Consider the following 26,391-nt stretch of genomic DNA (forward strand, 5'->3'; position numbering starts at 1 on the left):
ATAGAGTTCGGGCTCTCGGGAACAGGACGCGGCAGGCGGAAAAAGCGGAACCTCCTACGCTCGAAAAAATTCGCGCGCCGATCGAGCGTTCGAATTCAATACAGCAGGATCAGATAGCTGGTGACATGGATGGCGCGCAGGCCGAGCGACGCCTCTATCTCCGCCAAGGATTGCAGGGCGTTCTCCTGCGCGCCGAAGACGCCGGAGATGCGGCGGGCGCAGATCGCGCGGTCGACGCAATAAATATAGCCGCGATGATAGCGGCCGAGCGCCGCGAGCACATCGCCGAGCGGCTGCCGATTGACGATGAGCTTGCCGCGCCGCCAGGCGGTGGCCGTGTCGATTTCGACCGCCTCCGGCGCGCGCGCCGGCGCGTCGCGCTCGAAGGCGGTCTGCTGACCCTCTTCGACGATCATGGTCTTGCCGCCGTTGGCGACGCCGACGCGGTGCTCCGTCACAGTGACGCGCGCGCCGCTTTTTTCCAGCGCCACATCGAAGGCGGTGCCGAGCGCGGTCACGCGGCCGTCGCCAGCCTCGACCACGAAGGGGCGCGAAGCGTCCGGCGCCACATCGAACCACGCCTCGCCCGATAGGAGGCGGAGCCGCCGCTCGCCCGCCGAATAGCGCAAAGCGACGGCGGAGCGCGAGTCGAGCAGCACATGCGAGCCGTCGTCCAGCGTCACCAGACGTTTCTCGCCGACGCCGGTGAAGTGGTCGGCCTCGAGCCGCAGGACGATTTCATCGTGAGAGGCGAAGACGGCGACCGCCGCCGCCGCGAAGGCGAGGGCCGCCGCCCGCATCCCGCGCGTGGCGCGCGGCGCCGGCGGCGTGCGGCGGGCGGGGCTCATGCCGGCGAGATGGCCGTACATATGGAGCACCTCGTCGAAAGCCGCGGCATTGGCCGGCGCGGCGCGCCAAGCCTCGAAGGCGGCCGTCTCCTCGACCGAGAGCTTCCCCTCGCGCAAGCGCACGAACCATTCGATCGCGGCGTCCCCGGCTTGGTCCGGCGCGGGTTCTCTCGCCTTATGCCCGGTCATCTCTCCATCCGTCCTCGAGGCGCCGCGCGCGACAGTATAGATGACGCGGCCCCGGCGCGAGGCGGAACCTCGAAACGGGAAAAAATCACTCGGCGTCGCTCCGCAGCGCGGCGCGGCAGGCGCGCAGCGCGAGGCTGACGTGCTTGCGCGCCATGCGATCGGATATGTCCATCCGCCGCGCCACCTCGGCGAGCGGGACGTCATTATAGATGTGCAGATCGAAGGCCTCGCGACAGCGCGGCGGCAATGTCTCCATGGCCGCTTTCAGCAACGCCGAGCGCCGCTCGTAGTCGAGCCGCTCCTCGATGGGCGTTTCTGGCGCCGGCGGATCGATCACATAGTCGCCGAATTGGAGGCAGCCCGCCTCCGTCTTGCGGCGGCGGGCGAAATCACGGGCGAGATTGACCGCGATCTGCTTGAGAAAGGCCGGCGGGTCCTCGATGGTCTCGGGCCGGTCGTGGCGGACCATGCGCAGAAAGGTCTCCTGCAGCAGATCGGGCGCATCGACTGCGCCGACCTTGCGCACGAGAAAGCCGAAGAGATCGCGTTTATGGGCGAGGAACAGCTCGCGAAGCCGCCGAGCCACGGATTCCGGCTCGGCGTCCGCAGGCGGATCGCCGCGCGACGAGATCGATCGAGACAAAGTGGGACGCCCTGGCTGGCGCGCGAACGCGATTGATCCGAAAAGTCGAGCGAGGCCGTCCGCCCGGGAGGGGCGGCGGCATTCGAGTTTTCTAAGCCGATGGCGGCGCGCGCGAGGACCAGGAGCTCGCCCAGCCGAGCGGCGGCGCGCGCGGCGACAGCGCGCGCGCTCCGATGCTGGCGACTCCGTCGGGCCGCAGCGGGAGCGGCGCGGAGATGGGCGCGAGCGCGGGGGGCTCGACGCTCCGGTCCGTGCACAGGACGCAATGATGCTCGCCGATATGATGGGCGATGGGCCGGCCGTCGCTGTCGCGGACGGCGGCGCAGAGAGAGCTCGCCGATAGTCCCGGGCCGGCGGAGCCATGCGCGCGCGCCATCGAGCCGAAGAGCGCGACGGCCTGCAAGAGGGCGAGAAACACCGTGGCGCAGGCGAGGAGCCGGCGCGGCTGGCGGCGCATGGAGGAAAATGTCCTCATCGGCGGCAAAAATAGGTCCGCGGGAATTCCCCGGTCAATGATCGGGCGCGGGCGCGGCCGAATATCGGCCGGCTGTTGCGCGGCGGACACAGTGCCGGTCGCGCCGGAAGGCTTTTCGGGCGGGGGCCGTCCATCTTATCATGCGACCGCCGGCGGCCGCCGGCGCCGCCGAAGAGAGAGAAATCGATCATGTTCTTGACGCGAGACGACGCCCTCGCCCTCGCCGATCGTCTGCGCGCTTCGTCCAGGGCGGAGTCCTGCTCGATCCTGATCGAGGGCGAGGAAGCGCAGAGCCTGCGTTTCGCGGGCGGCGGCGTGACCACCAATGTCGCCGCGGCCCGTGTGAGCACGCGCGTCGAATCCCATATCGGCGGGCGGGTCGGCTCGGTCTCGGTCGGCGGGCTGGATCGGGAAGAGCTCGCCCGCGCCGTGGCGCGCTCGGAGGAGATCGCGCGGCTCCTGCCGGAGGACCCCGAATTTCTGCCGCCGCTCGGCGCGCAGAACTATCTGGAGAGCGCGCGCTATGACGAAGCGACCGCGGCGCTCGATCTTCGCTTCCTCGCCGAGGCGACCGCGCGCGTCGTCGCCGAGGGAGCCGAGCGCAAGGTGAATATGTTCGGCTGCGCGGCTGCCGGCCGCCGCTTTTCGGCGCTGGCCTCCAGCGCCGGCCTCTTCGCTTATGATCGAGAGAGCTTCGTCGATCTCTCGACCACGGCGCGCCATGCGAACGACGGCTGGTCCGGCTGGGCGGGAGCGCGCCATTTCGCGGTCGCGCATCTCGATCCGGCCGCGATCGGCCGCCGCGCCGCGCGGAAGGCGGCGCGCGACGAGGAGCCGCTCGATCTCGAGCCCGGACGCTATACGGTGATTTTGGAGCCGACAGCGGTCGGCGAACTCGCCCAATGGCTGATGTGGATGCTGCGCGCGCGTCCGGCCGACGAGGGCCGCAGCTTCTTCTCGCGCGCCGGCGGCGGAACCAAGCTCGGCGAGGCGCTGTTCGGTTCGGATTTCTCGATCCGTTCCGATCCGCGCGACGCGACGGCGCCGGAGGCCCCTTTCGGCGAGGAGGGGCTGGCGCAGGAGCCGCGGCTCTGGGTGGAGAAGGGCGTGCTGAAGAGCCTCGCCCGCCCGCGCTACTGGGCGCAGAAGACGGGTCTGGAGGCTGTTCCGACGGCGGGCAATTTCACTGTGGCGGGCGGGGCGGCGAGCCTCGAGGAGATGATCCGGCAAACGAAGCGCGGCATTTTGGTGACGCGCTTTTGGTACACGAATATGGTCGATCCGCGCAGCCTGCTGCTCACCGGGCTGACGCGCGACGGCAATTTCCTCGTCGAGAATGGCGAGATCGTCGCGCCGGCGCGCAATATGCGCTTCAATGACAATCTCGACGGCGTCTTCTCGCGCATAGCGGCGATCGGCGCGAGCGAGCGCGTGAAGACGGAAATGGGGGGCGCCGCGATCTCCGCGCCGCCCATGCTGATCGAAGGCTTCGAATTCTCGTCGAAATCGAGCGGGATTTGACGCCTCACGAGGCGCGTGGAGCCTCGTCGTAGGATTTTTCTTCCACGATCAGAGAGCCGCAGGCGAGGTTGATGCGCTTCTTCAGCGCCGCGCGATGATCGTTGCGCTGATAGACGCTGCGCGCCAGCGCGATGAATTGCGGCCCGAAATCGCTGCGCTTCTCGCAATTGCGAATATCGTCCTCTATGTTCCACAGCGCGAGATTGGTCTCTTTCAGCTCGCGCGTCAGCGCGTCCAGCGCGCCGCCGGCGAAGCCGCGCTCCGCGCGCAGTCCCTGTAGCAGCGCGAGCTCGCGCGCCACATTGGCGCGCTTGGCGGCGTCGGCGATTTTTTCGGCCTTTATCTCGAGAATGGTGATGCGGTCGATGAGCTCGCCGACCGAGCCCGGAATGAGAATGGCCTCCGCCTCCGCCGCCTTTGCGCGCGGCGCGGCCAGCGCCTCCAATTCCTGCGCCATGCGCGCGAAGACGTCGCTCCAATCGCCGCGCGTCCGCTGACGGAAGAGGCGCGCGCTATTGTACCAGGGGCTGTCCTCGCGCTCCAATTGCCAGCGCCATTCCGGCGCCTGCTTGATCGCGATCCACACCGGCTTGCCGAGCGCGCCGGCGAGATGGGCGATGGAGGTGTCGATCGTCACGACGAGATCGAGATTTTCGATGACGGCGGCCGTATCGACGAAGGCGTCGGCGCCGGCGTCGAAATCCTCGCCGAAGGACATGACGGGCATCGGCGCGTCGCGCAATTGATCGGCGCCGAAATTCTTCTGCAGACTATAGAGCCGCACGCCCGCAATGGCGCCGAGCGGCGCGAAGGCCGAGAGCGGCGCGGCGCGCGCATGGTCCGAGCGCGAATGCGAGCTGCCATGCCAGGCGATTCCGACCTTCAATCCTTCGCCCGAGAGGCGCTCGCGCCACAGCGCTGCGCGTTCCGGCTCGGCGCGAAGATAGGATTCGCCCGGTATCGTCTCCGCGCGCGTCCCGAAAGCGCGCGGCAGGCTGCACAGAGTGACGCAATAATCATAAGCCGCATCCTGCGCCGGAGCGGCGATGATCTCGACATTCTCGCCGAGGCCGCGCATCAGGCGCTGCAGCGCGGGGCGGCAATGATAGGCGACCTTCGCGCCCGCCTTCGCCAGCAGAGGCGCATAGCGGATGAATTGCAGCGCGTCGCCGAGCCCCGCCTCGTCGAGAATGAGAATGGATTTGCCGGCCAGCGGCTCGCCGCGCCATTCCGGCCAGCGATAGGCGATCTCTGTCTTGGGGCGGTCGTCGAGCACCCAGCGATGTTCGAACAGATCGAGGCCCTGCTCGAACTCGCCGCGCAGCAGCAGCAGCGTGCCCTTATTGGCTTTCGTCTCCGCATGGCGCGGATCGATCGCGAGCGCGCGGTCGAATTCGACGCGCGCCTCGTCGAAGCGGCCGAGCTCCTTCAGCACGATGCCGCGGCCGCAATGAACGTCCGGCTCGTCATCGGCGAGGCGCAGCGCCGCGTCGAAGGAGGCGAGGGCGTTGTCGAGATCGGAACGGCGCATCTCCACCATGCCGCGACAGCGCCAGGCGAGCGCGAATGTCGGATCGGCGGCGATGGCTGCGAGCGCGCAAGACTGCGCCTCCTCGAGCCGGCCGAGCTCGAACAGGCACATGCCGCGATTGGTCAGCAGCTTGGGATCCTGCGGCGCGCGCGCGAGGGCTTCGTCGAAGATCGACAGCGCCGCGGCGTAGCGCTTGGTTTCGTGCAGCGCATTGGCCTTGGTCAGCAGCGCCGGAACATGGCCGGGCGAAAGGCTCAGCACAGTGTCGCAGAAGGAGACGGCCTCCTCGAAGAGGCGCAGCGCGACGAGCGCAGCGAACGCGCCATCGGCGGCGTCGAGACAGGAGGGATCGAGCGCGAAGGCGCGCGCGAAGCAATCGAGCGCGTCTTCATGGCGCGCGAGCCGCGCGAGCGAGACCGCTTTATTGCGCAATAAGACGGGATCGGCGGGGAGAAGCGCGATGGCGCGATCGTAATCTTCGATCGCGCGCGCATCCTCGCCGATGGCGTGCAGGGAGAGGCCGCGATTGGCGAGGCCCTGCGCATGGCTCGGCGCCAGCGCCAGCAGTCGTCCATAGGCTTCGACGGCTGCGCCGCCGCGCCCCGCCATTTGCAGAGCGTCGCCGTAATTCAGCCATCCCTCGACATTGCCGGGATCGAGCCGCAGCGATTTCTCATGATCGGCGATGGCGGCGTCGACGCGCCCGGATTTTTGCAGCGCCACCGCGCGGCCGTAGAGCGCCTGCGCGTGATCGGGATCGATCGCGATCGCTTTGCCGAAATGATCGATCGCCGCTTCGTCCTGCCCGAGCGAGACGCGAACGAGCCCGGCGAGATAGCTCGCGAACGCATGTCGGTCGACGAGCGCGCGCGATGCGTCGATTTTACGCACGGCGGTCGAAAGATCGTCCGCCTTCAGGCTCGCCATCAGTCCGGCGAGGAATTCGTTCGCCTCGGCAGGCCGCGGCGCGGCGGCTGCATGTCGTTTCTGCTGTTTCGATTTCAACGAGTAAGCCTCGCGCAGAGGGACGAAGCTTTCGACTAGCGGGACGAGCTTGTCTCTAACTGACGTTATAATGTTTCAGCGTATGCATCATTGCGACGCAACGACGAATTATGACATGTTAGTAATGCCGAAACTTCCCAAATCGCTTAATCCAATAGCATCGGGACAGCGCGAATCGATTCGTTTCATCCGGGACGGGCGCGCCGATGGTCGGCCAATTGCGAGGGGAAGAGGATGTCCGGATCTCTGAAGAGCAGCGCGTCGCTCGACGATAGTTTGGCGTTCATGGAGATGGGCGAGTCCGCCCGCGCCGCGCTTCGTCAGGTCAAGCCGGTCATCGCCAAGGCGCTCGCTCCGGCGCTCGACGCATTTTACGAGAAGGTGCGCGGCGACGCCAAATTGCGCGGCTTCTTTTCGGACGAGCGCCATATGGCGGCGGCGAAAGCCGCCCAGATGCGCCATTGGGCGCAGATCACCGAGGCCGAGTTCGGCGCGGAATATGTGCGCATGGTGACGGCCGTCGGCCAGGCGCACGCCCGCATAGGTCTGGAGCCGAGCTTTTATATCTCCGCCTATGCGCTCATCACCGAGCGTCTGATCCAGGCCATTGTCGAGGACAATCTCGCGGGCTCCATGCTGGCCGGCAAGACGCGCGTCGATCGCACGTCGCGCGGCGTGGCGGCGCTCGTCAAGGCGGTGTTCCTCGATATGAATCTCTCCGTGTCGGTCTATCTCGACGTGCTGCGCGAGGAGCGTCGCGCCGCCGAGGCGCAGCGCGCCGAGGCGGAGGCGCATCAGCGCCATGCGCTCGACATCATGGCCCATGCGCTGGAGGAGCTCGCGCGCGGCGATCTGCAGCGCCGCGTCGTCGACAAGCTCGACGGCGGCTTCGACAAGATCAAGGAAGATTTCAACAACGCCGCCGTCAAGCTCGCCGCCGCCTTCGCCGATGTGGGCGCCTCCGCGAGCGCGATCCGCTCGTCGAGCGCCGAGATCGCCAAGGCCTCCGACAATCTCGCGCGCCGAACCGAGGCGCAGGCCGCCAACCTCGAGGAGACGGCCGCTGCGCTCGAGCAGATCACGGCCACGGTGAACAAGACCGCCGACAGCACGCGCCATGCGAGCGAGGTGTTCGAGGTGACGCGCTCCGACGCCGAGAAGGGCGGCGCCATCGTGCGCGACGCGGTGGAGGCGATGCGGCGCATCGAGAATTCGACGCGCGACATCGGCAAGATCATCGGCGTCATCGACGAGATCGCCTTTCAGACCAATCTTCTCGCGCTCAACGCGGGCGTCGAGGCGGCGCGCGCGGGCGAGGCGGGACGCGGCTTCGCCGTCGTCGCCTCGGAAGTGCGTGCGCTGGCGCAGCGCTCGGCCGAAGCGGCCAAGGAGATCAAGGCGCTGATCGCCGCCTCGACCTCGCAGGTGGAGAATGGCGTGGTGCTGGTGACGGAGACCGGCGCGGCGCTGGAGCGCATCGTCTCGCAGGTCGGCGAGGTGAGCCGCGTGGTGATCGACATCGCCGCCGGCTCGCGCGAGCAGGCGACCGGCCTCACCGAGGTCAATCGCGCGGTCGGCCAGCTCGACAGCATGACGCAGCAGAACGCCACCATGGTGGAGGAGACCACGGCCGCCAGTCACAGCCTCAGCCATGAGGCGGAGGAGCTTTCGAGCCTCATCTCGGTGTTTCGTCTTCAGAATGGCGAGGGCGCGCGTTCCGCTCCGGCTCCGCGCGCGAGCGAGCGGCGCATGGAGGCGGCGCCGGCGCGCCGGCGCGTCGCCTCCGCCGGAGGACGCAGCGCCTCGGCTCCCGCCGCCGACGAAGGTTGGGAAGAGTTCTGATCCTTCGGCTTTCGAACAAATCGTTCCGTCACGCGCAAAAGCGCGCCAGATCGTCGATCTGGCGCGCTTTGTCGTCGAATTCTCGCGCCGGGCTCCGCCGATATCGCGGCCGGCGTGCTAAGTAGTTTCCACAGGCAGCTTGCCGCGCGCGCCTGCCTTACAAGCCACCCATCCCTTCGCGAGGCGCAAGCTCTCGCCTCCTGATCGCGCCCGAGGCGCGTCGCCGGACTCGAACGCGACATTCGCGCGAGCGCGTTCCGTGGCCGCGCCGTGGCGGGAATACTTTCCCGGCTCGGGTAGTGGAGAGGATGTCAGTGGACGAACAGGGCGATCGGCTTCAGGACATCGAGGATCTGCGGCGGCTTCTCTTCGAGGCCGGGCAGAGCCGCGACCGTCTCGGAGCGCGCGCGACGGCGCCGGCCGCTTCGCGATCGCCGCGCGAGCCCGAGCATTTCTGCCGCCGGCTGCTCGAGCAAATGCGCGAAGGCTCCGTCGAGCTCGCCGCCGATGGCGCTATTCTCCATTGCAATCGCCAGTTTCGCGAGATGATCGGGCGTCCGGCGGCGCAGCTCATCGGCGACAGCGTCCTCGATCATGTCGCGCCCGATCAGGCGGAGCGCTTCGCCGCTTTTTTCGCGGCGCCGGAGGCGGCGAGCCGCGAGTTCGAGCTTCGCCGCGCCGACGGCTCGCTGTTGCCGGTGAGCATAGAGCTCGGCGCGCCGGCCGAGACTGCGCGGCCGCGCCTCGCCATCGTCACCGATCTCGCCCAGACGAAATGGATGGAGCGTTCTTTCGCCGCGACCGAGGCGCTGCGCGAGCGCGAGAAATGGTCGCGCCTCGCGGTGGCGGCCGGCCGCGTCGGCACTTTCGACGTCGATTTCGTCACCGGGGCGAACCGCTTTTCCGTCACCATGCATGAAATTCTCGGCCTGGCGCCGGATCAGACGCTCGGCTTCGCCGAGGCGGGCGCCATGCTGCTCGACGCCGACAAGAAGGATTTCGAGCGCAAGTTTCTGGAGGCCTGCGCGGGCGCCAAGAATGGCGAGTGGAGCCATGAGATGCGGATTCGGCGCATGGACGGCGCCTTGCGCTGGATCGCGCTCGCCGGACAGATCGAGTTTCGCCGCAGCGCGCGCGGCGTCGTCGCGACCCGCGCGATCGGCGCCGCCATCGATGTGACCGATCGCCGCGAGATCGAGGATTCTCTGCGGCGCAGCAATGAGCGCCTGCGTCTCGCGCTCGCGGCCGGCGCGATCGGCAGCTGGGAATACGACATCGCAGCGGACGTCACCGAGGCCGATCAGAAATATCGCGAGATCTATGGCTTTCCCGCCGATCAGCCCCTCTCGCCGGAGGTGGTCTTCGCCATCGTGCACGAGGATGATGTCGCGTCGGTGCGCCAATCGATGCGCTCGGCGGTCGATCCGCACGGCGAGGGGCGCTATCAGGCAGAGTTCCGCATCCACAGAAAGAGCGACGGCGCTCTGCGCTGGATCGCATGTCGCGCCCAGGCCTTGGTCGAGAACGGCCGCGTCGTGCGTCTGATCGGCGTCGCCACCGACATTACCGAGAAAAAGACGACCGAGCGCGAATTGCGCGAGAAGGCGCGGCTCGCCGATCAACTCGCCGGCATCGCCGCCTCCGTGCCCGGACTCATCGCCTCCTATCGACTCGCGCCGGACGGCACGGCCTCCATGCCCTACGCCTCGCCCAATGTCGAGGATATCTACGGCATCGACGCCGAGTCGCTGCGGCGCGGAGTCGAGGGCAAATTCGCGCGCGTGCATCCCGAGGATCTGCCGCGCGTTCTCGCCAGCATCGCCGAATCGGCGCGCGCCTTGACCGTGTGGCGCGAGAGCTATCGCTATGATCATCCGCGCAAGGGCTTCATCTGGGTGGAGGCGCAATCGCGCCCGACGCGCGAGGCCGACGGCGGGACATTGTGGCACGGCTATCTGCAGGACGTCACCGAGCGCAAGCGCATAGAGCAGGCGCTCGTCGACAAGGAGGCGCGTCTCTACGCCACTGTGGAAGGCGCGCATGACGCCATTCTCACCGTCGACGAGAAAGGCGCGATCCAATCGCTGAACTCCGCCGCCGTTCGCATGTTCGGCTACGCCAAGGCGGAGGCGATCGGCGCGCATGTCGAGACCTTGGTTCCCGTGCATTTGTTCGGCGGCCGCAAGGCCTGCGTCGGCGCCGGCTTCTTCGAGGGACCGGAGACGCTCGGCAATGTCATAGAGACGCAAGGGCGCCGCAAGGACGGCGGGCTCTTTCCGGTCGATCTCGCGGTGAGCGAGGCCTCCTATCACGGCCGTCGCCTCTACATCGCCTTCGTTCGCGATTTGACCGAGCGGCGCAAGATCGAGGCGCGTATGCAGAAGCTGCACGCCGAGCGTCTCGACGCCGTGGGCGAGCTCGCGGCCGGCCTCGCGCATGAGCTCAATCAGCCGCTGTCGGCGACCGCCATCTATCTGAAGGCGGCGCGCCGCCTCTTGCAAATGCCGGTCGATCAGCGTCCCGCCAATGTCGAGGACGCGCTCGACAACGCCGCGACGCAGATCGTGCGCGCCGGTCAGATCATCGCGCATCTGCGCGAGTTCATCTCGCGCGGCGAGCCGGACAAGACGCTGCAAAATCTGCACGACATCGTCGACGAGGCGCATGAGCTCGTCATCGTCGAAGCCAAGCAGTCGAACATAAATGTCGTCTTCCGGCTCGACGCCGCCGACGACCGCATTCTCGCCGATCGCGTGCAGATCAAGCAGGTGCTGGTCAATCTGATGCGCAACGCCCGCGATGCGATGGGCGCCGCGCAGACGCGCAAGATGACCATCTCGACTTCGCTCGCGGGCCGGTCGATGATCCGGCTCGACGTCGCCGATACGGGCGCGGGCCTCTCGGAGGATGCGCGCGCGAGCCTGTTCGAGCCTTTCGCCACGACGAAGCCGAACGGTCTCGGCGTCGGCCTCACCATCGCGCGTTCGATCGTCGACGCGCATTACGGAAAAATCTGGGCCGGTCCCAATAGCGACGGCGGCGCGACATTCAGCTTCACGCTGCCGCTCGCCGCGATGGAGGAGGAAGAGTGAGCGAGCCGATCGTGCATGTCATCGACGACGACGCCGCCGTTCGCGACGCGCTGCGCTTGCTATTGACGACAGAGGGACATGAAGTCGTGACGCATGGCTCGGCCGTCGACTTCCTCGCCGGCGTCGATCGCGCCGGCACCGGATGCATCGTCACCGATGTGCGTATGCCGGAGATGACCGGCATGGAGCTGCTGCTGAAGGTGAAGAACATGGGGCTGTCGCTGCCGGTCGTGGTGATTTCCGCTCACGCCGATGTGCCGCTCGCCGTTCAGGCGATGAAGGAGGGCGCGCTCGATCTCCTCGAAAAGCCCTTCACCGACGAATCTCTCCTCAACGCCGTGCGCCAGGCGCTCGCCTATGACAGCGGCAAGCGGGCGCGCGATCTCCAGGCGCAGGAGATACAGCGCCGCCTCACCACGCTGACGAGCCGCGAGAACGAGGTGCTCGCCGCGCTGCTCAAGGGCCAGCCCAATAAGATCATCGCCCATGAGCTCGGCATCAGCGTGCGCACGGTGGAGGTCCATCGCGCCAATGTGATGGCCAAAATGCAGGCCGGCAGCCTGCCGGAGCTCGTGCGTATGTCGCTCGCGCAGCCGCCCCGCGCCGAGCGCGAGACCGAGAGCCAGAGCGAGGCTCCCCGAGACGGGTGATGCGGCGACGCATCCGTTCTGTTACCATTCACGCATAAGTAGAAAAATGTGAGATTTCACGCGGGTCCTCGAAAATCCGGCGATGGCGTCGGACGGCCGAGGGCGCAATTAGAATGGACACGGCCGTGTTTCGATCGCCTATCGTCCACAAGCGACCCAGGGCCATATTGGTCTGCATCGCCGAAAGGCGCCCGCCGCGCGAGCCGCGGCCGGCGCGCTCGCAGAATGCGCTCGAGCGATCGGGCGCGGCTCTTCTGGGACGATGGGACGCGGCGGGCCTGCCCACCGTCTTCGTCGAGCATGATCTCGCATTGCAGCGCGCGGACGCTTCCGCCGCGGCCGGCGAGGCGCTGCGGGCGGCCGGGCCGCGGGCGACGGTGCTGCGGGCGGAGGGCCCGTCGCTGCTGCGCGACGCCGGCTTCGTGCGTCTGTTCGAGAGTCTCGGCGGCCCGCTGCTGATTCTGCTCGGCGACACGCTCGGCGATCTCTGCATGGAGACGGCGATCGACGGCTTTCTCGCCGGCCATCCGATCATAGTGGTCAAGGACGCCTCGCCCTTTCCGCTCGACTGCGAGGCGGAGGCGCTGTCGAAGCGCGCCGCGACGCTGCCGCTTCTCTCCTGCTTCGCCCGGCTGATGGGCGCGGAGGAGCTGGCGCGGGAATGGACCGGGGCGGATCGAGACGAGCCCGATCGAACAGAGCCCGATCGAGCGGAGCCCGACTGAGCGGAGCCCGATCGAGGCGGCGCGCTTGTTTCTGCGCGCGCCTTGGGCCAGTCTCCCCGCGCGGCGCAACGACCGAAGGCAGGGGAGCGAAAGATGGATATCAAGGAGCGGCTGAAGGATATCGGCGAGCGCGCCAAGCGAATCATCGTGTCGCCGAAGACGGAATGGCAGGCGATCGAGGCCGAGCCGACGACCGCGGTCGATCTCTATCGCAATTACATTCTCTATATGGCGGCGATCCCGGCCGTGGCCAATTTCCTGGGCAATTGGCTGTTCGGCGTCTCGCGCGGCTCCAGCGTGGTTCATTATCCTTTCGTCGGCGGCCTCATGCGCTCGGCTCTGCAATATGGGCTCGGTCTGCCGCTGCTCTATGGCGTCGCTCTGGCGATCTCGCATCTCGCGCCGAGCTTCGAGGGCAAGCGCGACGATCTGCGGGCGCTGAAGCTCATCGCCTATTCCTACACGCCGATCTGGCTCGCCGAAATCTTCGGCCTCGTTCCGGGCCTGCGCTGGCTCGACGTGCTCGGCGTCTACGCCGTCTATCTCTTCTATGTCGGCGTCTCGCGGATGATGCGCAGCAAGGAGGAATATTCCGACGTCTATACGGCGGCGGGCCTCGTGCTGGGCGTAGCGGCGGCCTTTCTGCACGGCTTCATCGTCCATACGCTGGTCCCTATGCCGACGCCGTGACGGCGCGGCGTCTCGCGATGCGCGCAGTCGAATCTCGTTCCCTCGCGGCTTCGGGATAGGATTATCATCCGCCCGCGCCGAAGCGCCCGGCGCCTCGCGGCGGCGGGAGAAGAGGGGCGGTTCGGGACGCTCCGGCCCCTTTGGCCGCAGCGCTATAAAAAATCTGTCGGTTCCGGAGCGTCCCGAAACGCGGCTTCGCCTTCTCGTCGACGTCCCGAGGCGCATTCAGACCCGCGAATCCTGGGCTTTCGCATTCAAGATCCGATCGCTTCCGAAGGCTTGGGCTCACGGAACGGCTCTCGCTCTTCCCTATGGACGGGAGAGAAACGCCGTTCCGGCGACGCGCCGCCTGTCCATGGACGGGGGTCGCCGTCCCGGATGGAGCCGGCCCCCGCCCGCGTTCCCTGACCCGAGAAACGCGCCCTTGCGTCGACGGGAGCGAGGGAGATATAGGAATATTTTCAGCAGATGTCAAGGGCCGAGAATGGGAGATCCATGGCGGACGCCAGCGCATCTCCTTTTCCCGCTCGAGGGCGATCGAATGCGCATATTCTCCTCGCCCCACGGCGTCCTGGCCGGGCTTGTCCCGGCCATCCACGCCAGCATGCGCCGAGGCGTGGTGGAAGTTTGGCGCAGCGCCGAAACTCCGGCGGCCTCCGACATCGGATAGAATCCGTCGATGGCGGGCGCTTTCCTTTGGTTTCTCAGCCGCCCGGCGTGGATGGCCGGGACAAGCCCGGCCAGGACGGCCGCAGAGTTTCGCGATATGTGAATCCGGATAGCCCGCTTGCGGGAGAAGGCCCCTCTTCGGGACGGCGAAGGGCGATCTGACCCTAAGCCGTCATTCGAGGAAGCCTGATCGAAGCGGTGCTCGACTTTCGATCATATCTTTTGTACACCTCATCCCGTTGTAATTTGAGGTGTCGTGCAAACTTGCGAAAGTCTCGAGTTTTGAACATCCCCGCCACGCAAAATTTGCCGCGGAACCTTCCATTTCGCCCTTCCACGCCGTGCGTCGCTCGAGAAACTCTCACGCAAAACGAGGGAAGCCCCGCTCCTGATCCTCGGCATGGCCGAGATACTCCAAGGCGATATCCTGGACGAGATTTTCATAATCCGTGACGGTCAGGAGCCGTGCAAGATCCATGATCGGCAGCTCGCGCCGCCGCGCATAGGCGATGATGGCGCGATAGCCGTCGACGTCGGCGAGCACCGGCCGAGACTGCGGATCCGGCCATAGGACAAGGAGCTCGTCGAGAATCGAACGGCCGCCCGCCGAGGAGAACATCTCTCGGACCCGTCGTTCGGCCCGATCGAGATAAACCTCACGGGGCGGCAGAGGCAGACGTTCGAAGCTCCACCGATAGCTCGTCCAGCGCGGGTCCGCGGCGATCGCCTGCAACAGACTGATCGAGCCGCCCTCGACAATGAGTAGCGGCTCGCGCTCGCCGAACCGCTCCACCGACTCATGCAGCAGACAGTTCGCCTCGTCCGCCGGCAGCTGGCCGACAGCGACCGGGCGCTCGCAGAGATAGATTCGGCGAGTCTCCTCCAGCTCCGCCAGCGACGGCCGGCCGCTGCCCACCGCCAGCTCAAAATGACATTGGATGCGGTCGAGCGCGATTACCGGCGCTCCGGTCCGTTGCGCGAGCGCGACCGCGCGAGCGGTCTTGCCGGTCGTGGTCGGACCATAAATCATATGAAGATGCAAACTCATCGTCCGACACCTCCGAGAGGCGCGATCCGTTCGGCCTCGACTGTCGACAGAATGAAGGCACAAAAATCGACCGCCTCGCTCGGTCACCATGCGCCGACCCGCTTCGGACCGGCTTTTGCCTCACCGGCCTGAAGCGTTGTCCTCCGAGGAAATCGTCACGCCATGCACGCCGAGTTCGGCGACGAGTCGGTCTTCGAGACACCGGGCTCGTCCGTCGTCCTCGACATCCACGCCGATCATCCCGAGGCGGTCGACCAGCTTTTCCACAGCGGCGTTTTCCTGCCGTGATTTGCCGCTTACCAGGGGCGACTCGAAATCATGCTGCCATGATCTGAAAATAGCGTTGTCATTCTTCCACCGAACGTCCCGCAATGTTTCCTGCTGCAATCGGACGGCGGTTTCGGAATCCATGCCGCTGTGACTCCAGATGCGCGCTTCGCCGCTCGGATCATGCACTTGCAGATCGAACCGTTCGGCGTCCCGCCAAACGGGCATTGTTTCATCTTGCAGCATACAAACATACAAAGCAAATTCGCCTGCGAACTCATTCACCAGAAACATCTTCGTCTCTTCGAACAACTCCGGATTTTCTCCCGGATAACCGACAATGAAAGAAACAAAGTGCTTGATCGTGCTCTCGCGCAAAAGCTCGTGCGCTATGCGGTTCGCGCGCGCCGTGACCTTCTTGTCCATATATTGCAAGGTCGTATCGCTCATCGACTCGAATCCGAGGAATAGCGATCTGCAGCCGGAGTCTTCGAGTTCACGGACGAGATCGACGTTCTTGATCGAATTGGCGCGCGTATATGCCTCCCATTGGATGTCGATGGCCGCCAGCTTCGGAAGAAGCTCCTTCAGGCGCGTCGGCGGAACCGTGAAGGTCGAGTCCAGCGCCTTGATATAATGGGCTCCGTGTCGAATCTTATAGTGCTCCCAATCGCGTGCTATTTTGTCCGCCGATTTATATCTCCACAGAGGCGACGCCGCTGGAAACGAGCAAAAATTGCAGCTGAACGGACAGCCGCGCATCGACTCGTAAGGCACGATCGGCGAATAGCCGTCCGGCGAAGGCGACGGGTTCTGGTCGAGGTCGATATAAGCGATCTGCGTAAGTCGCAGTCGACCGTCCCTGTCACGGAATACGACATTGGGAACCGTTCCGGGATCGCCGCCTGTGTCGAGCTTGTCGAGCAATTCGGGAAGGGCGAACTCTGCGTCGCCACGGATGATGAAGTCGACGAACCGATGATCTCGCATTATCTGATCGAACTTGAGATTACTGTATTGCCCGCCGAGTATCAGCGTCGCGTCCGGGAAGCGCTGCTCGATCCAAGCGATCGCTTTCCGCAAAGTGCGCCGGTCCCAAATAAAAGTGGTCGACAGAAGGATCGTGTCGCGTCGGCCGCTCGGCTCGGCTCCTACGCCTTTCCAAATATGCTCGGTCGACAGCGTATCGAATTCGACGCCGGCGCCGGAAAGAATCGATTCCAATGTGAATGTGGTGAGATGCTGGGCTTTTTCGGCTTTTGGGCGTCGTTCCGAGGAAGGGGCGTCACCGCCCGCGGCGCGCGCGCCTCCCCCATCCCGACGCGCGCGGAGCAGCGGGACGACGCGGCCGTCCTCTGTTCGGAACCGAAGGGTGGAGAGGTCGAATGTGCGCTTCCGAGAGGCGGCGGCGTCGGAATCGAGCAGCGCTTCGAAAGACGAACCCCGAAGCAGCCTGTTGTCGGGATATTCCGGACCCATTCCGGAAATGAGCAGCGCCCTCATACATCCCACTCCGCATGGGCTGTCGTCCGAACTGACATTCGCCAGATGGCGTCACGTTTCGACGGAAATCTGCCCCGACTGACAGGTTCTTGCAAGCCCGCAGTGTCGACACGCCGGGTGGATGGAGCTGTGGCGGAAGATAAATGCCGCGCCGAGCATCGAAAAAAAAATCGCGTTTCACGTCATCGAGACGGCTGTGGTGCAAATGTGACGAATTGTCACGAATTTAGGTTCGGGCGCTCTTTGGTTCAGACGGCAAGAACCTTGCCCGGTGCGACGCCTGATAGCTGTCGAGCGTGATGGCGCGAGGTAATCGGTCTCAGTTTTTGAAGGCCTGTCTAAAAAGGCTTTCGCCGCAGCGATATCCCGATTGGCGCGCAGCAGCAAGACTCTGGAGCAAAGGGCTGGACCCAACGCATGATTGTCGTATGGGTCAGATCAATCCCCTGCTCGGCCACCATCTCGACGAGATCTCGAAAAGCGAGATTAAATTTGGTGGCCCCTGAACAATTCTTCAATTCAAAACATCACGGGCTCTTCCGACATCAAAGAGACGCCGTTTGCGATCAAAATTCGTGAGTTTCGAGAATGGGCCGCCTGGGATTCGCACATCTCTCGCAGAATACGCCTTCGTTCATCCTCTTGCCACGGAAGGTCGGCTTATGGCGCAATCTCCCCATTCGGGACGGCGAGGGGAGATGCGGTCGTTCGCGAGGTTATCGATCCTCGCTCTGAACGCGCGCGGCGCGCCCGGCTTCGGCGAAACAACGCCGGGCGAGCTATCGCTATTCCAATCGATCCGAAGTCGTCTCGGGTCTATCTGGACGGTATTCCAGAATGTCTCCCGGCTGACAGTCGAGCGCTCGGCAGATTTTGTCCAATGTCTCGAAGCGCACGCCTTTCACCTTTCCCGATTTGAGAAGGCTGACGTTCGTTTCGGCGACGCCGATATGTTGCGCGAGATCGCGTGAGCGCATTTTTCGCTTCGCCAACATCACGTCGAGATTGACGATTATTGCCATTCTTCTCACACGAACTGAGCGTTTTCGTTTGCGACCTCGGCCGCGGATTCGAAGACGACGCTGAGAGCCAGCAGGAAGCCGCTCATCAAAGCGTAGAGCAGATAGGTGGGGTTAGACGGGCACCCTCCCCAGGAGATCATTCAGCACCAGAGCTCCGCTCAGCGGGCCGAGGACCGCATCGACCGCCGTCGCCATGAGACCCGCGAGAGCCACGTCGCGCAGCCGGGAGGCGGCTTCCATCGTGAACACGCGACCATCGAGATAGGCGCGGGTCAGCCGCCAGACCCGGAAGACGACGATCAGCGAAACCAGCCAAGAGACGAATTCGAGAGCGGAGGCCGACCAGTAGCGAATATCGGTCACGGTCGTCGGATCGAGGCCATAGAGTTTCGCTTGCCGGGCGAGCAGAGCGTCCCGATCGCTCCAGACCCATGCATAAACGCCGAAATTCCACATGGCCCAGAGCGTGGTCGCAATTCGGATCGTGCGGCACGCCGATCGTAGCTTCGTGCTCAATGCCGCCGACCGCTCGGTCGCGTTGGACAGATTCGCCTCGAAATTCGCGTCACTCATATCGATCTCCGTAGCTTTGCCCCATTCAGCGGGTTTCGACTCGTCGTTCGCTTCGCCATCGAAATCTATCCTATCGGGCCGGAACCGAGGCCGCGCAACGCGCTGAGAATGTCGCGCGGCCGCTGTTTCTCGTCGGTCGAGACGATCGCGCCTCGCGGCGCTTCATCACGTCGCCGCCGATCGCTTTCGAACCCGCCTCTCCGGCGGCGAGACCAGGAGCCCGAGCGGCCGACGCTCGGGCTTTCACAACATGTTTCTATATTGACACACAAAAATTTTTATGTAAAACGTAAAATTATTGATGTGTAGAGAGTCGGCTGGACCGCCGCGGCTGCGCGGACCTCGCCTGGAAAGGATCGATGATGAAAACCGGGATTTTCGTTTCCATCGCCACTTTGTTCGCCGGGGCCGCCAGCGCGGCCGATCTGCCGACGCGGGACGTCCGACTCGCGGTCGCCCCGCCGCCGAGCTTCCTCTTGTTCGACGGATTCTACGCGGGCGGCCAAATCGGATGGGCGGGGTTTGGAGATCGCACGCAATCGCTGTTCTCGCCCGCCGACATTTTGCTGACCCAGACGAAAAGCCATGGATCCAGTCTGATCGGCGGCGTTCATGCGGGTTACGATTGGCGCATCGGTCCAGTCGTACTGGGCGTCGTCGGCGACATCAACGGCGCGGACGGCGTCACCAACAACGCCGACCTCTTCGCCGGCTACGCCGTCGCCAGCAGGACCGACGTGCAAGGCGCGCTGCGAGGGCGGGTCGGCTATGCCTTCGATCGCATGTTGCTCTATGTCACGGGCGGCGTGAATTTCGCGCATGTCGAGCGCGCCTATCACGCGCTCGCGGCCTATCAGAAATATGATCATGTCGCCGTCCAGCCCACTTTGGGCGCCGGACTGGAATACGCCATCGACGATCATTGGAGCGTCGGGCTCGAATACATCGCTTCTGGGACCTATACGCCGAGTGAGGCCTCCAATCCGTTGCTGCCGCTGCTGTCCACGCGCCATCGCGGCGGGAACAGCTCTCTCAAATTGAAGGTGAGCTATCGCTTCATCACGCGGTGAATGGCGATATGCCGGCATTCATTTCACCGAATCGCTCCCCTCCTATAGATTGCCGCGCTCCATCCACGACTGTCGGCTCCCTTCATGCGCGTTCGCCGTCTCGATCCCATTCTCGTCGATCGCATCGCCGCCGGCGAGGTGATCGAGCGGCCGGCCTCCGCCGTGAAAGAGCTGGTCGAGAACGCGCTCGACGCCGGCGCTTCGCGCATCGATGTCGCCATCGAGGCGGGCGGGCGGCGGCTCATTCGCGTCATCGACGATGGATGCGGGATGAGCGCCGAGGATCTGGCGCTCGCCGTCGAGCGTCACGCCACCTCGAAAATTCCCGATGGCGATCTCACCGCGATAGCGACGCTCGGCTTTCGCGGCGAGGCGCTGCCCTCCATCGCGGCCGTCGCCGATCTGACGATCGACGCGCGCGCCGCCGGCGCCGAAATGGGCGCGCAGATCAGGGTGGAGGCGGGCGAAAAGCGCGGGCTCAAAGCCAGCAATTGGCCGCGCGGCGCGCGGGTGGAGGCGCGCGATCTCTTCGCGGCGACGCCGGCGCGGCTCAAATTTCTGAAATCCGAGCGGGCCGAGACGGCCGCCGTGGTCGATGTGGTCAAACGGCTGGCCATGGCCAATCCGGCCGTGCGCTTCTCCTTCGCCGCCGATATGGGCGCCTCTTTCGATTATCCGGCCTGCGGGGCCTCGGAGGAGGGGCGGGCGCGGCGCATCGGCCAGGCGCTGGGGACGGATTTCGCCGATAATGCGATCGCGCTGCGGGCCGAGCGGGAAGGGTTCCGGCTCGAGGGGCTCGCCGGCCTGCCGACTTTTCATCGCGCCAATGCGCTGATGCAATTTGTCTATGTGAACGGCCGTCCGGTGCGCGACAGACTGTTCTCTGGCGCGATCCGCGCCGCCTATCTCGATTTTCTCTCGCATGACCGCCATCCGGCGCTGGCGCTGTTCCTCGAATGCGATCCCCATATCGTCGATGTGAATGTGCATCCGGCCAAGGCGGAGGTGCGCTTTTCCGATCCCGGCCGCGCGCGCGGCCTGGTGGTGGGGGCGCTCAAGGAAGCGCTGGCCTCGGCGTTCCATCGCAGCGCCGACACGCCCGCCCGCGCCGCGCTGGAGGTTCTGGCCGAGCGGGCCAGAACGGCGTCCGGGCGGGAATGGTCGCCGGCTTCCGGCGGCGGCTTCTCTTCCTTCGGCGGGGCGCCGCGCAACCGGCCGCTCGACTGGGATTTGCGCGGCTCGCCCAGCGCTCCGGCGGGCTTCGCCGCGGCGCCGCAGGCGGCTTTCGACGTCGGGCCGCCATCGGCCGATTCGCGGCCCGCCGCCGCGCCGCCCGCGGCCGCCGCCGTGGAGACCCCGCTCGGCGCGGCGCGGGCGCAGCTGCACGAGACCTATATCGTCGCGCAGACGAAGGATGGGCTCGTCATCGTCGATCAGCACGCCGCCCATGAGCGGCTCGTCTATGAGAAATTGAAGGCGCAGCGGGAGGCGGAGGGCGTCGCCCGCCAACTGCTGCTGGTTCCGCGCGTCGTCGAGCTGGACGAAACGCGGCTCGACGCGCTGCTCTCCGCGCAAGAGGATCTCGCCGCCCTCGGCTTGGCGCTGGAGCCCTTCGGCCCCGGCGCCGCGCTGGTGCGGGAGACGCCGGCCGCGCTCGGCGACATAGATGTCGGGCGGCTGATCGAGGATATCGCCGATCTCCTCGCCGAGGAGGGGGACGCGCGTGGGTTGACGCGGCGGCTCGATGCGCTTCTGGCGCGCGTCGCCTGTCACCATTCGGTGCGCGCCGGTCGGCGGCTGACGGGCGAGGAGATGAACGCGCTGTTGCGCGAAATGGAGCGGACGCCGGGCGCCGGCCAGTGCAATCACGGCCGGCCGACCTATGTGGAGTTGAAGCTCGCCGACATAGAAAAGCTGTTCGGCCGGAGCTGAGCCCCGAGGGAGCGGAAAGCCGCGGAAAAACCCCTAAGTCCGGGCGCGGCGGAGCGCTTTGATTTCAGGGCGGCGACGTGGCATTGTCGTTTTGCGACATTCGGCCCGCGAAGGGAAATGACAGCGCCCGAGCCAGAGCGAAGGAACGCCGCGCCTTGATCGAACAAGCGATGTTTTTCGCGCTCGGGTTCCTCGCGGCCGGGCTGTTCACGCTGATGTTCCTGCCCGCCTTCTGGCGGCGGGCCATGCGTCTGTCGCTGCGCCGGCTCAATATGCTGACGCCGCTCTCCATCGAGAAAATGGCGGCCGAGCGCGATCTGCTGCGCGGCGAATTCGCCGTGCGCTATCGTCGGCTCGAGCAGCAGATGGCGGCGGTCCGCTCCACCAAGACGCAGGATATGGTCGAGATCGGCCGCAACGCCGCCCGTGTCGCGCAGCTCGACGGCGAGCTCACGCAAGCGCTCGCCCGCGGCGATGAATTCGAGCGCAAATTCAACGAGACGAGCGGTTTTCTCGAAGAGCGCACGGCTTTGCTGCAATCGACCGAGACGGCGCTCCACGACATGACCGATCGCGTCGAGACGCTGATCTACAATCTGCGCAATATCGAAATGGACAAGGAGCAGCTCGCCCGTCTCGGCAGCGAGAGCCGCGCGCAGGTGGAGACGCACGAATCCAGCATCGCCAGCCTGCATGTGCAGAACGCCGAGCTGCGCCAGCGGCTCGACGCGCTGCAGGGCGATTTCGCCGCGGCCTCCGCCGTGGCGGCGCGGCTCTCCGCCGTCGATGGCGTGCTGGCGCGCACGACGCGCGAGCTCGACGCGGCGGTTTTGGAAAAGGCCGATCTGAAAAAGGATCGCGACGAGACGCGCGCGCGGCTGGCGGCGCTGGAGCGCAGCTCCGCGGCCGAGATCGAGCATCTCGAAGCCGCGCTGCGCGTCGCCCGCGCCGAGGAGCGCGACCACGCCGATCGGCTGGAGGCCGCGCGCTCCGACAATGCGATTCTGCAAGGGGCGATCGAGGCGCTGCGCAAGGACCATGCGCATTTGCGCGAGACCATGGCCGTCCCCCCGGCGGCCGCGCCGGTCGAGGCCGCGCCCGTCGAGCGCGAGGTGCTGGTTCTGCGGCAGGCGATCGTCGATCTCGGCGCGCGAATGGCGGAGATGGCGGCGGCGACCGCCGTCGAGCCCGGCGAGGCCGCGCAATCGAAACGCGCCTGACGAAACGGAGCTGAGCGGAGCTTTTCCAAGCTCCGCCCGGCGGTCGGTCTCAGTGCGGCTGCTGCGGCGGCAGCTTGCCCTCGGGCGTCGCCTTGTCGACGACCTTGGGCAGATATTCGGCCAGCGCCGCCGAAACCTTGTCCATCGGAATGCCGAATTTATTGCCGAGCTCCTTCACGCGGTCGGAGCCGAGCGTCTGTTGCACCTGCTCCGCGGAGATCGGCAAATTCGGGCCGGTTCCGACCCAGGATTTGACCTTTTCGCCATAGCCGCTCTTCTCGAAATCCTGGAGCACGTTCTGCAAGCCGCCGCGCTTCTCGATATAGCCGTTGATCAGCGTGGCGAGTTCGACGCCGATCGCGCCGCCGATGATTCCGTCCAGCAGACCCATTTTCGTCCTCCTTGGCACGAGCCGGAGCGCCGCGACCTCGAGCGGGCGCGACGACGGTGATCACTTAGGGCGCGGCGGCGGCTCTTCCATGCGGCGAGGCGCCGCGCGAGGAGGAGGCGGCGGCCAAGAACGGGCCAAGAGCGGGCCAAGAGCGGGCCAAGAGCGGGCCGAGCGCGGGCCGAGCGCGGGCAGCCGGCGAATTGACGGGGAGTGGCGCGCTCGGCTAGAATTTATCCGTGTTTCCTCGAAGCACGGATGGGGCCCAGGCTCTCGTCTCGAGGCGTCGCCGACGCCGAGCCGGAGCCGCTTCGGCCGGAAATGCTCTCGTTTCACGTCATCTTCGCAGAGTTTTCGTTTCGAGAAAGGGGCCATGGTGGATGGCAAGCCGCAAGTCTTGTTCTCTCTCGACCCGCAGGATTGGCATGGCCATGGCACGGAAACGCTCTGGGCCGAGCCTGTCGAAGGAAGCGATTGGACGCGGTTTCGGCTCTTGAACTCGCCCTATTTCGTGATGGGAGTGGCGTTCCGGGACATTGTCGTCGCGACGCCCCGAGCGGAGAGCGGCATTTTCGATTTCACGCGCGTGGCGGAAACGAGCGGTCATTCGACTTATATGCTGCTGGTCGACGGCGAAGAGGTCCTTGCCGGCTCCGACTGGCGGCTCCTGAAGGCGATGGGCTGCTCTTACGAGAGCATGCATGTCGATCTGACGGTCGGGCGCAAGCTGCTGCTGAGCGTCGACATTCCGGATCTGGTCGACATCGCCGAGGCTCATGCGATCATCGCCGAAGGCGAATCGAAAGGCTTCTGGCTCTATCAGATCGGCTCCACCACCTTCATCGACGGAATGCTGCCGATCTGGTGACTCCCGTCGAGCGGGATCGCCGAAGCTCGAGCGGCGAACAATGGGCGCGGCGCGGCCGCCTCCGCCTTCCTTTATTTCCGCGCGGCGCCGGCGTATATGACGCGGCGACGCCCTGCGGGGCAGGAAAGCGGAATTTTCAAGGGCCGGGACGATGGCGGGACATAGTCAGTTCAAGAACATCATGCATAAGAAGGGCAAGCAGGACGCGATTCGCTCCAAGCTCTTCTCCAAGCTCGCCCGCGAAATCACCGTCGCCGCCAAAATGGGCCTGCCCGACCCCAATATGAACGCCCGGCTGCGCGCCGCCGTGCTGGCGGCCCGCGCCGAGAACATGCCCAAGGACAATATCGAGCGCGCCATCAAAAAGGCCTCGGGCGCCGACGCCGAGAATTACGACGAGGTGCGCTATGAGGGCTATGCGCCGGGCGGCGTCGCCGTCATCATCGAGGCGCTGACCGACAATCGCAATCGCACCGCCGGCGAGATTCGCTCCTATTTCACCAAAGCGGGCGGCGCGCTGGCGGAGACCGGCGCCGTCTCCTTCATGTTCGACCGCGTCGGCCTCGTCGAGTTTGCGCGCAAGGCGGCCTCCGAGGACGCGATGATGGAGGCGGCGATCGAGGCCGGGGCCGAAGACGTCTCCTCCGGCGAGGAGACGCATGAGATCATCACCTCGGTCGAGGGGCTGCGCGACGTCGCCAAGGCGCTGGAAGCCAAATTCGGCGAGCCGAAAAAGGCCGCGCTGGTCTGGCGGCCGCAGAATTCCGTCGCTGTCGATGATGAGGCGGGCGAGAAAATCCTCAAGCTGATCGGTGCGCTCGAGGACAATGACGACGTGCAGAACGTCTACGCCAATTTCGAGGTGTCGGACGCTCTGGTCGCCAAGCTCTCGGGCTGAGAGGCGAGGGGGCCGACGGCCCCGCTCGCATTTGCGCTTCTCCCGGAAGCGGCGGCTGTCAGTCCGCCTCTTCCAAATGCTCGGTCGGCAGCCCGTTCACCTGCGCGATGAGCACGGGCGAGGCCTTGAAGGTCAGCACTTTGCGCGAGCAGATCGGCGCCTCGACGCCGGTCTTGGGATTGCGGCCGACGCGTTCGCGCTTGGCGCGGACGTTGAAGCTGCCGAATGAGCGCAGCTTGACCGATTCCCCCCGCACCAGGGCTTCGCTGATCTCCTCGAATGTGGCGTCGAGGATTTGGCGGGCTTCGGCGCGCGACAGCGTTGGACAACAGCTGTACACGGCCTCGCGCAGGGACGCCCGCGTCAAAGTGCGCCCTGGCTCGATTTTCTTCGTCATGCTACGGATGCGGGCGCAAGCCTGCCCGCTTCGCGGCTTTTGGTTCGCGAGGCCATTATTTTTTGCTCCCCCCTTCTGCCGGCGCCTTTTGGCGGCGCTATCCTGTTTTGCGGATTGTCGGCAGTCTAAACAATAATGTAGCCACACTTTGCCGAGCGGCGCAAGAGCGCCTGGGATTTCCCCTGAAGGCTCCGCTGGTTAGATCGTAAACGCAGCGCCGCGGCCAGCTCAGCCGGGCAGGCTCACCCGATGGCTCGCGACCGGAATCATCGCGCGGACCTTACGGATGCGCTCGCGGTCGATTCGCGTCGAGACGAGGCCGACGCCCTCCGAAGCGCGGGCGACCACATGGCCCCAAGGGTCGGCGATCAGCGAATTGCCATAACTGGCGCGGGTCTCATGCCCGGCCTTATGCGCGCCGGTCTGATTCGGGGCGCAGAAATAGGCCTGGATCTCGATCGCCCGGGCGCGGGCCAGCACTTCCCAATGATCCTTGCCGGTGACGAGGGTGAAGGCGGAAGGAAGGGCGACGATATCCGCGCCCTTGTCGGCGAGCGCCTGGAACAGATAGGGAAAGCGCAGATCGTAGCAAATGGCGCAGCCTATGGTGACGCCCTCGCAATCATAGGTGACGACTGCGTCGCCGGGCTTGAAGGCGGCGCTCTCGCGATATTGTGCGCCATCCGGGGCGGTGATGTCGAACATGTGAATCTTGCGGTAGCGCGCCACTTCCGCGCCGCTGCGATCGAAGGCCACCGTGGTGTTGTGGAGGCGCTCCTCGCCGGGGACCTTTTCCAGGATCGAGCCGGCGTGGATGAAGACGCCATATTCGCGGGCGAGGGCGCTGCAGAGCGAATAGGCGGGGCCGCCGGGCAGCTCCTCGGCGGCGGCGGCCTTGTCGGCGCGATTGCCGCCGATGAAGTCGAAAACCTCCGGCAGACAGATCCAGTCCGGGCGCTCCTCGCGAACGGCCTGGTCGATGAGCGCCCGGGCGGCGGCGAGATTGGCGGCCTTGTCGCTGACCGAATTCATCTGGACCAGGGTGACTTTCATCGCTTCACGTCTCACGGGCTGGAAGGGGCGGCGCCGCCGCCACGGGAGGGCATTCTAGACCGGCGCGGCGGCGACGAAACGCGGAAATTTTCGCTTCCCTTCCTGCATTTCCGCATTGCATTGGCGCGGCGATGCTTCTAGTTTCCGCCCCGCCGACGTGCCGCCATAGCTCAGTTGGTTAGAGCACCAGATTGTGGATCTGGGGGTCCCCCGTTCAAGTCGGGGTGGCGGTACCATAAAATCAAAGACTTGTGACATGCCTGGGTCGTCGC

22 protein-coding genes, 1 tRNA gene and 1 pseudogene are annotated in these 26,391 nt (G+C 65.6%); 12 read left to right on the forward strand and 12 right to left on the reverse strand.

The window, feature by feature from the left end; genetic code table 11:
• Positions 1-95: 95 nt before the first annotated feature.
• The 3 genes from KP010_RS19860 to KP010_RS19870 form a co-directional block, all read right to left on the reverse strand.
• A complete protein-coding gene (locus tag KP010_RS19860) occupies positions 96-1,037 on the reverse strand; it encodes a FecR family protein (RefSeq protein ID WP_185966515.1) in 942 nt (313 codons plus the stop codon).
• Between the two features lie 85 nt (positions 1,038-1,122).
• Positions 1,123-1,680, reverse strand: coding sequence for an RNA polymerase sigma factor (locus tag KP010_RS19865; protein WP_142863353.1), 558 nt, complete (start codon positions 1,678-1,680; stop codon positions 1,123-1,125).
• Positions 1,681-1,771: 91 nt separating this feature from the next.
• Positions 1,772-2,137, reverse strand: a complete 366-nt coding sequence (locus tag KP010_RS19870; RefSeq protein ID WP_108916921.1) for a hypothetical protein — start codon at positions 2,135-2,137, stop codon at positions 1,772-1,774.
• Between the two features lie 207 nt (positions 2,138-2,344).
• Here KP010_RS19870 and KP010_RS19875 point away from each other — a divergent pair, with 207 nt between their 5' ends.
• Entirely contained in the window at positions 2,345-3,676 is a 1,332-nt protein-coding gene (locus KP010_RS19875) for a TldD/PmbA family protein (protein WP_216281395.1), read from the forward strand.
• Between the two features lie 4 nt (positions 3,677-3,680).
• Here KP010_RS19875 and KP010_RS19880 read toward each other — a convergent pair whose 3' ends face one another.
• The gene (locus KP010_RS19880) at positions 3,681-6,212 is read right to left on the reverse strand and encodes a DUF6165 family protein (protein ID WP_166143443.1); all 2,532 of its coding nucleotides are present in this window, start codon (positions 6,210-6,212) and stop codon (positions 3,681-3,683) included.
• Positions 6,213-6,446: 234 nt separating this feature from the next.
• Here KP010_RS19880 and KP010_RS19885 point away from each other — a divergent pair, with 234 nt between their 5' ends.
• The 5 genes from KP010_RS19885 to KP010_RS19905 all read left to right on the forward strand — a co-directional run bounded on the left by KP010_RS19885 (position 6,447) and on the right by KP010_RS19905 (position 13,211).
• The gene (locus tag KP010_RS19885; protein WP_108916918.1) at positions 6,447-8,054 is read left to right on the forward strand and encodes a globin-coupled sensor protein; all 1,608 of its coding nucleotides are present in this window, start codon (positions 6,447-6,449) and stop codon (positions 8,052-8,054) included.
• Between the two features lie 308 nt (positions 8,055-8,362).
• A complete protein-coding gene (locus tag KP010_RS19890; RefSeq protein WP_142863350.1) occupies positions 8,363-11,146 on the forward strand; it encodes a PAS domain S-box protein in 2,784 nt (927 codons plus the stop codon).
• Complete coding sequence (fixJ, locus tag KP010_RS19895; protein ID WP_108916916.1) at positions 11,143-11,796, forward strand: response regulator FixJ; 654 nt, start codon at positions 11,143-11,145, stop codon at positions 11,794-11,796. The genes KP010_RS19890 and fixJ overlap by 4 nt, the downstream gene beginning before the upstream one ends.
• 125 nt (positions 11,797-11,921) lie before the next feature.
• Positions 11,922-12,521: a hypothetical protein gene (locus KP010_RS19900; protein ID WP_142863349.1), complete on the forward strand. Its 600-nt coding sequence runs from the start codon at positions 11,922-11,924 to the stop codon at positions 12,519-12,521.
• A gap of 93 nt (positions 12,522-12,614) precedes the next feature.
• Positions 12,615-13,211, forward strand: coding sequence for a Yip1 family protein (locus KP010_RS19905; RefSeq protein ID WP_108916914.1), 597 nt, complete (start codon positions 12,615-12,617; stop codon positions 13,209-13,211).
• Positions 13,212-14,241: 1,030 nt separating this feature from the next.
• On the opposite strand, the gene KP010_RS19910 is transcribed toward KP010_RS19905, so the two are convergent.
• The 5 genes and pseudogenes from KP010_RS19910 to KP010_RS19925 all read right to left on the reverse strand — a co-directional run bounded on the left by KP010_RS19910 (position 14,242) and on the right by KP010_RS19925 (position 18,293).
• The gene (locus tag KP010_RS19910; protein ID WP_142864741.1) at positions 14,242-14,928 is read right to left on the reverse strand and encodes an isopentenyl transferase family protein; all 687 of its coding nucleotides are present in this window, start codon (positions 14,926-14,928) and stop codon (positions 14,242-14,244) included.
• Between the two features lie 120 nt (positions 14,929-15,048).
• Positions 15,049-16,278 carry a radical SAM protein gene (locus KP010_RS19915; protein ID WP_216281397.1) on the reverse strand — a complete coding sequence of 410 codons (1,230 nt, stop codon included), beginning with the start codon at positions 16,276-16,278 and terminating at the stop codon, positions 15,049-15,051.
• An 809-nt stretch (positions 16,279-17,087) separates the two neighbouring features.
• Positions 17,088-17,192 (reverse strand): annotated as a pseudogene (locus tag KP010_RS22910) (IS6 family transposase); the annotation flags it as partial.
• A gap of 291 nt (positions 17,193-17,483) precedes the next feature.
• Entirely contained in the window at positions 17,484-17,720 is a 237-nt protein-coding gene (locus KP010_RS19920; protein ID WP_108916911.1) for a helix-turn-helix transcriptional regulator, read from the reverse strand.
• A gap of 111 nt (positions 17,721-17,831) precedes the next feature.
• Positions 17,832-18,293 carry a hypothetical protein gene (locus KP010_RS19925; RefSeq protein WP_142863635.1) on the reverse strand — a complete coding sequence of 154 codons (462 nt, stop codon included), beginning with the start codon at positions 18,291-18,293 and terminating at the stop codon, positions 17,832-17,834.
• Positions 18,294-18,652: 359 nt separating this feature from the next.
• Between KP010_RS19925 and KP010_RS19930 the strand changes: the two genes are divergently transcribed.
• The 3 genes from KP010_RS19930 (at position 18,653) to KP010_RS19940 (ending at position 22,515) form a co-directional block, all read left to right on the forward strand.
• Positions 18,653-19,363, forward strand: coding sequence for an outer membrane protein (locus KP010_RS19930; RefSeq protein ID WP_142863636.1), 711 nt, complete (start codon positions 18,653-18,655; stop codon positions 19,361-19,363).
• Positions 19,364-19,447: 84 nt separating this feature from the next.
• Complete coding sequence (gene mutL / locus KP010_RS19935; protein WP_142863637.1) at positions 19,448-21,295, forward strand: DNA mismatch repair endonuclease MutL; 1,848 nt, start codon at positions 19,448-19,450, stop codon at positions 21,293-21,295.
• A gap of 155 nt (positions 21,296-21,450) precedes the next feature.
• The gene (locus tag KP010_RS19940) at positions 21,451-22,515 is read left to right on the forward strand and encodes a hypothetical protein (protein WP_246659914.1); all 1,065 of its coding nucleotides are present in this window, start codon (positions 21,451-21,453) and stop codon (positions 22,513-22,515) included.
• A gap of 49 nt (positions 22,516-22,564) precedes the next feature.
• Here the strand turns inward: KP010_RS19940 and KP010_RS19945 are convergent, their stop codons facing one another.
• Positions 22,565-22,906 (reverse strand): YidB family protein, encoded by a 342-nt coding sequence (locus KP010_RS19945; RefSeq protein ID WP_108916907.1) that lies wholly within the window; start codon positions 22,904-22,906, stop codon positions 22,565-22,567.
• A 370-nt stretch (positions 22,907-23,276) separates the two neighbouring features.
• Between KP010_RS19945 and KP010_RS19950 the strand changes: the two genes are divergently transcribed.
• On the forward strand, positions 23,277-23,771 hold the full coding sequence (locus KP010_RS19950; protein ID WP_166143431.1) for a DUF4265 domain-containing protein: 495 nt from the start codon (positions 23,277-23,279) through the stop codon (positions 23,769-23,771).
• 151 nt (positions 23,772-23,922) lie between these two features.
• The gene (locus tag KP010_RS19955; RefSeq protein WP_108916905.1) at positions 23,923-24,669 is read left to right on the forward strand and encodes a YebC/PmpR family DNA-binding transcriptional regulator; all 747 of its coding nucleotides are present in this window, start codon (positions 23,923-23,925) and stop codon (positions 24,667-24,669) included.
• A gap of 58 nt (positions 24,670-24,727) precedes the next feature.
• Here KP010_RS19955 and KP010_RS19960 read toward each other — a convergent pair whose 3' ends face one another.
• The gene (locus KP010_RS19960) at positions 24,728-25,066 is read right to left on the reverse strand and encodes an integration host factor subunit alpha (RefSeq protein WP_108916904.1); all 339 of its coding nucleotides are present in this window, start codon (positions 25,064-25,066) and stop codon (positions 24,728-24,730) included.
• A 228-nt stretch (positions 25,067-25,294) separates the two neighbouring features.
• Positions 25,295-26,119, reverse strand: coding sequence for a carbon-nitrogen hydrolase family protein (locus tag KP010_RS19965; protein WP_108916903.1), 825 nt, complete (start codon positions 26,117-26,119; stop codon positions 25,295-25,297).
• Between the two features lie 159 nt (positions 26,120-26,278).
• Between KP010_RS19965 and KP010_RS19970 the strand changes: the two genes are divergently transcribed.
• Positions 26,279-26,355: transfer RNA gene (locus KP010_RS19970), tRNA-His, on the forward strand.
• Positions 26,356-26,391: the final 36 nt, after the last annotated feature.

This window comes from Methylosinus sp. KRF6, assembly GCF_018887255.1.
Lineage (GTDB): Bacteria > Pseudomonadota > Alphaproteobacteria > Rhizobiales > Beijerinckiaceae > Methylosinus > Methylosinus sporium.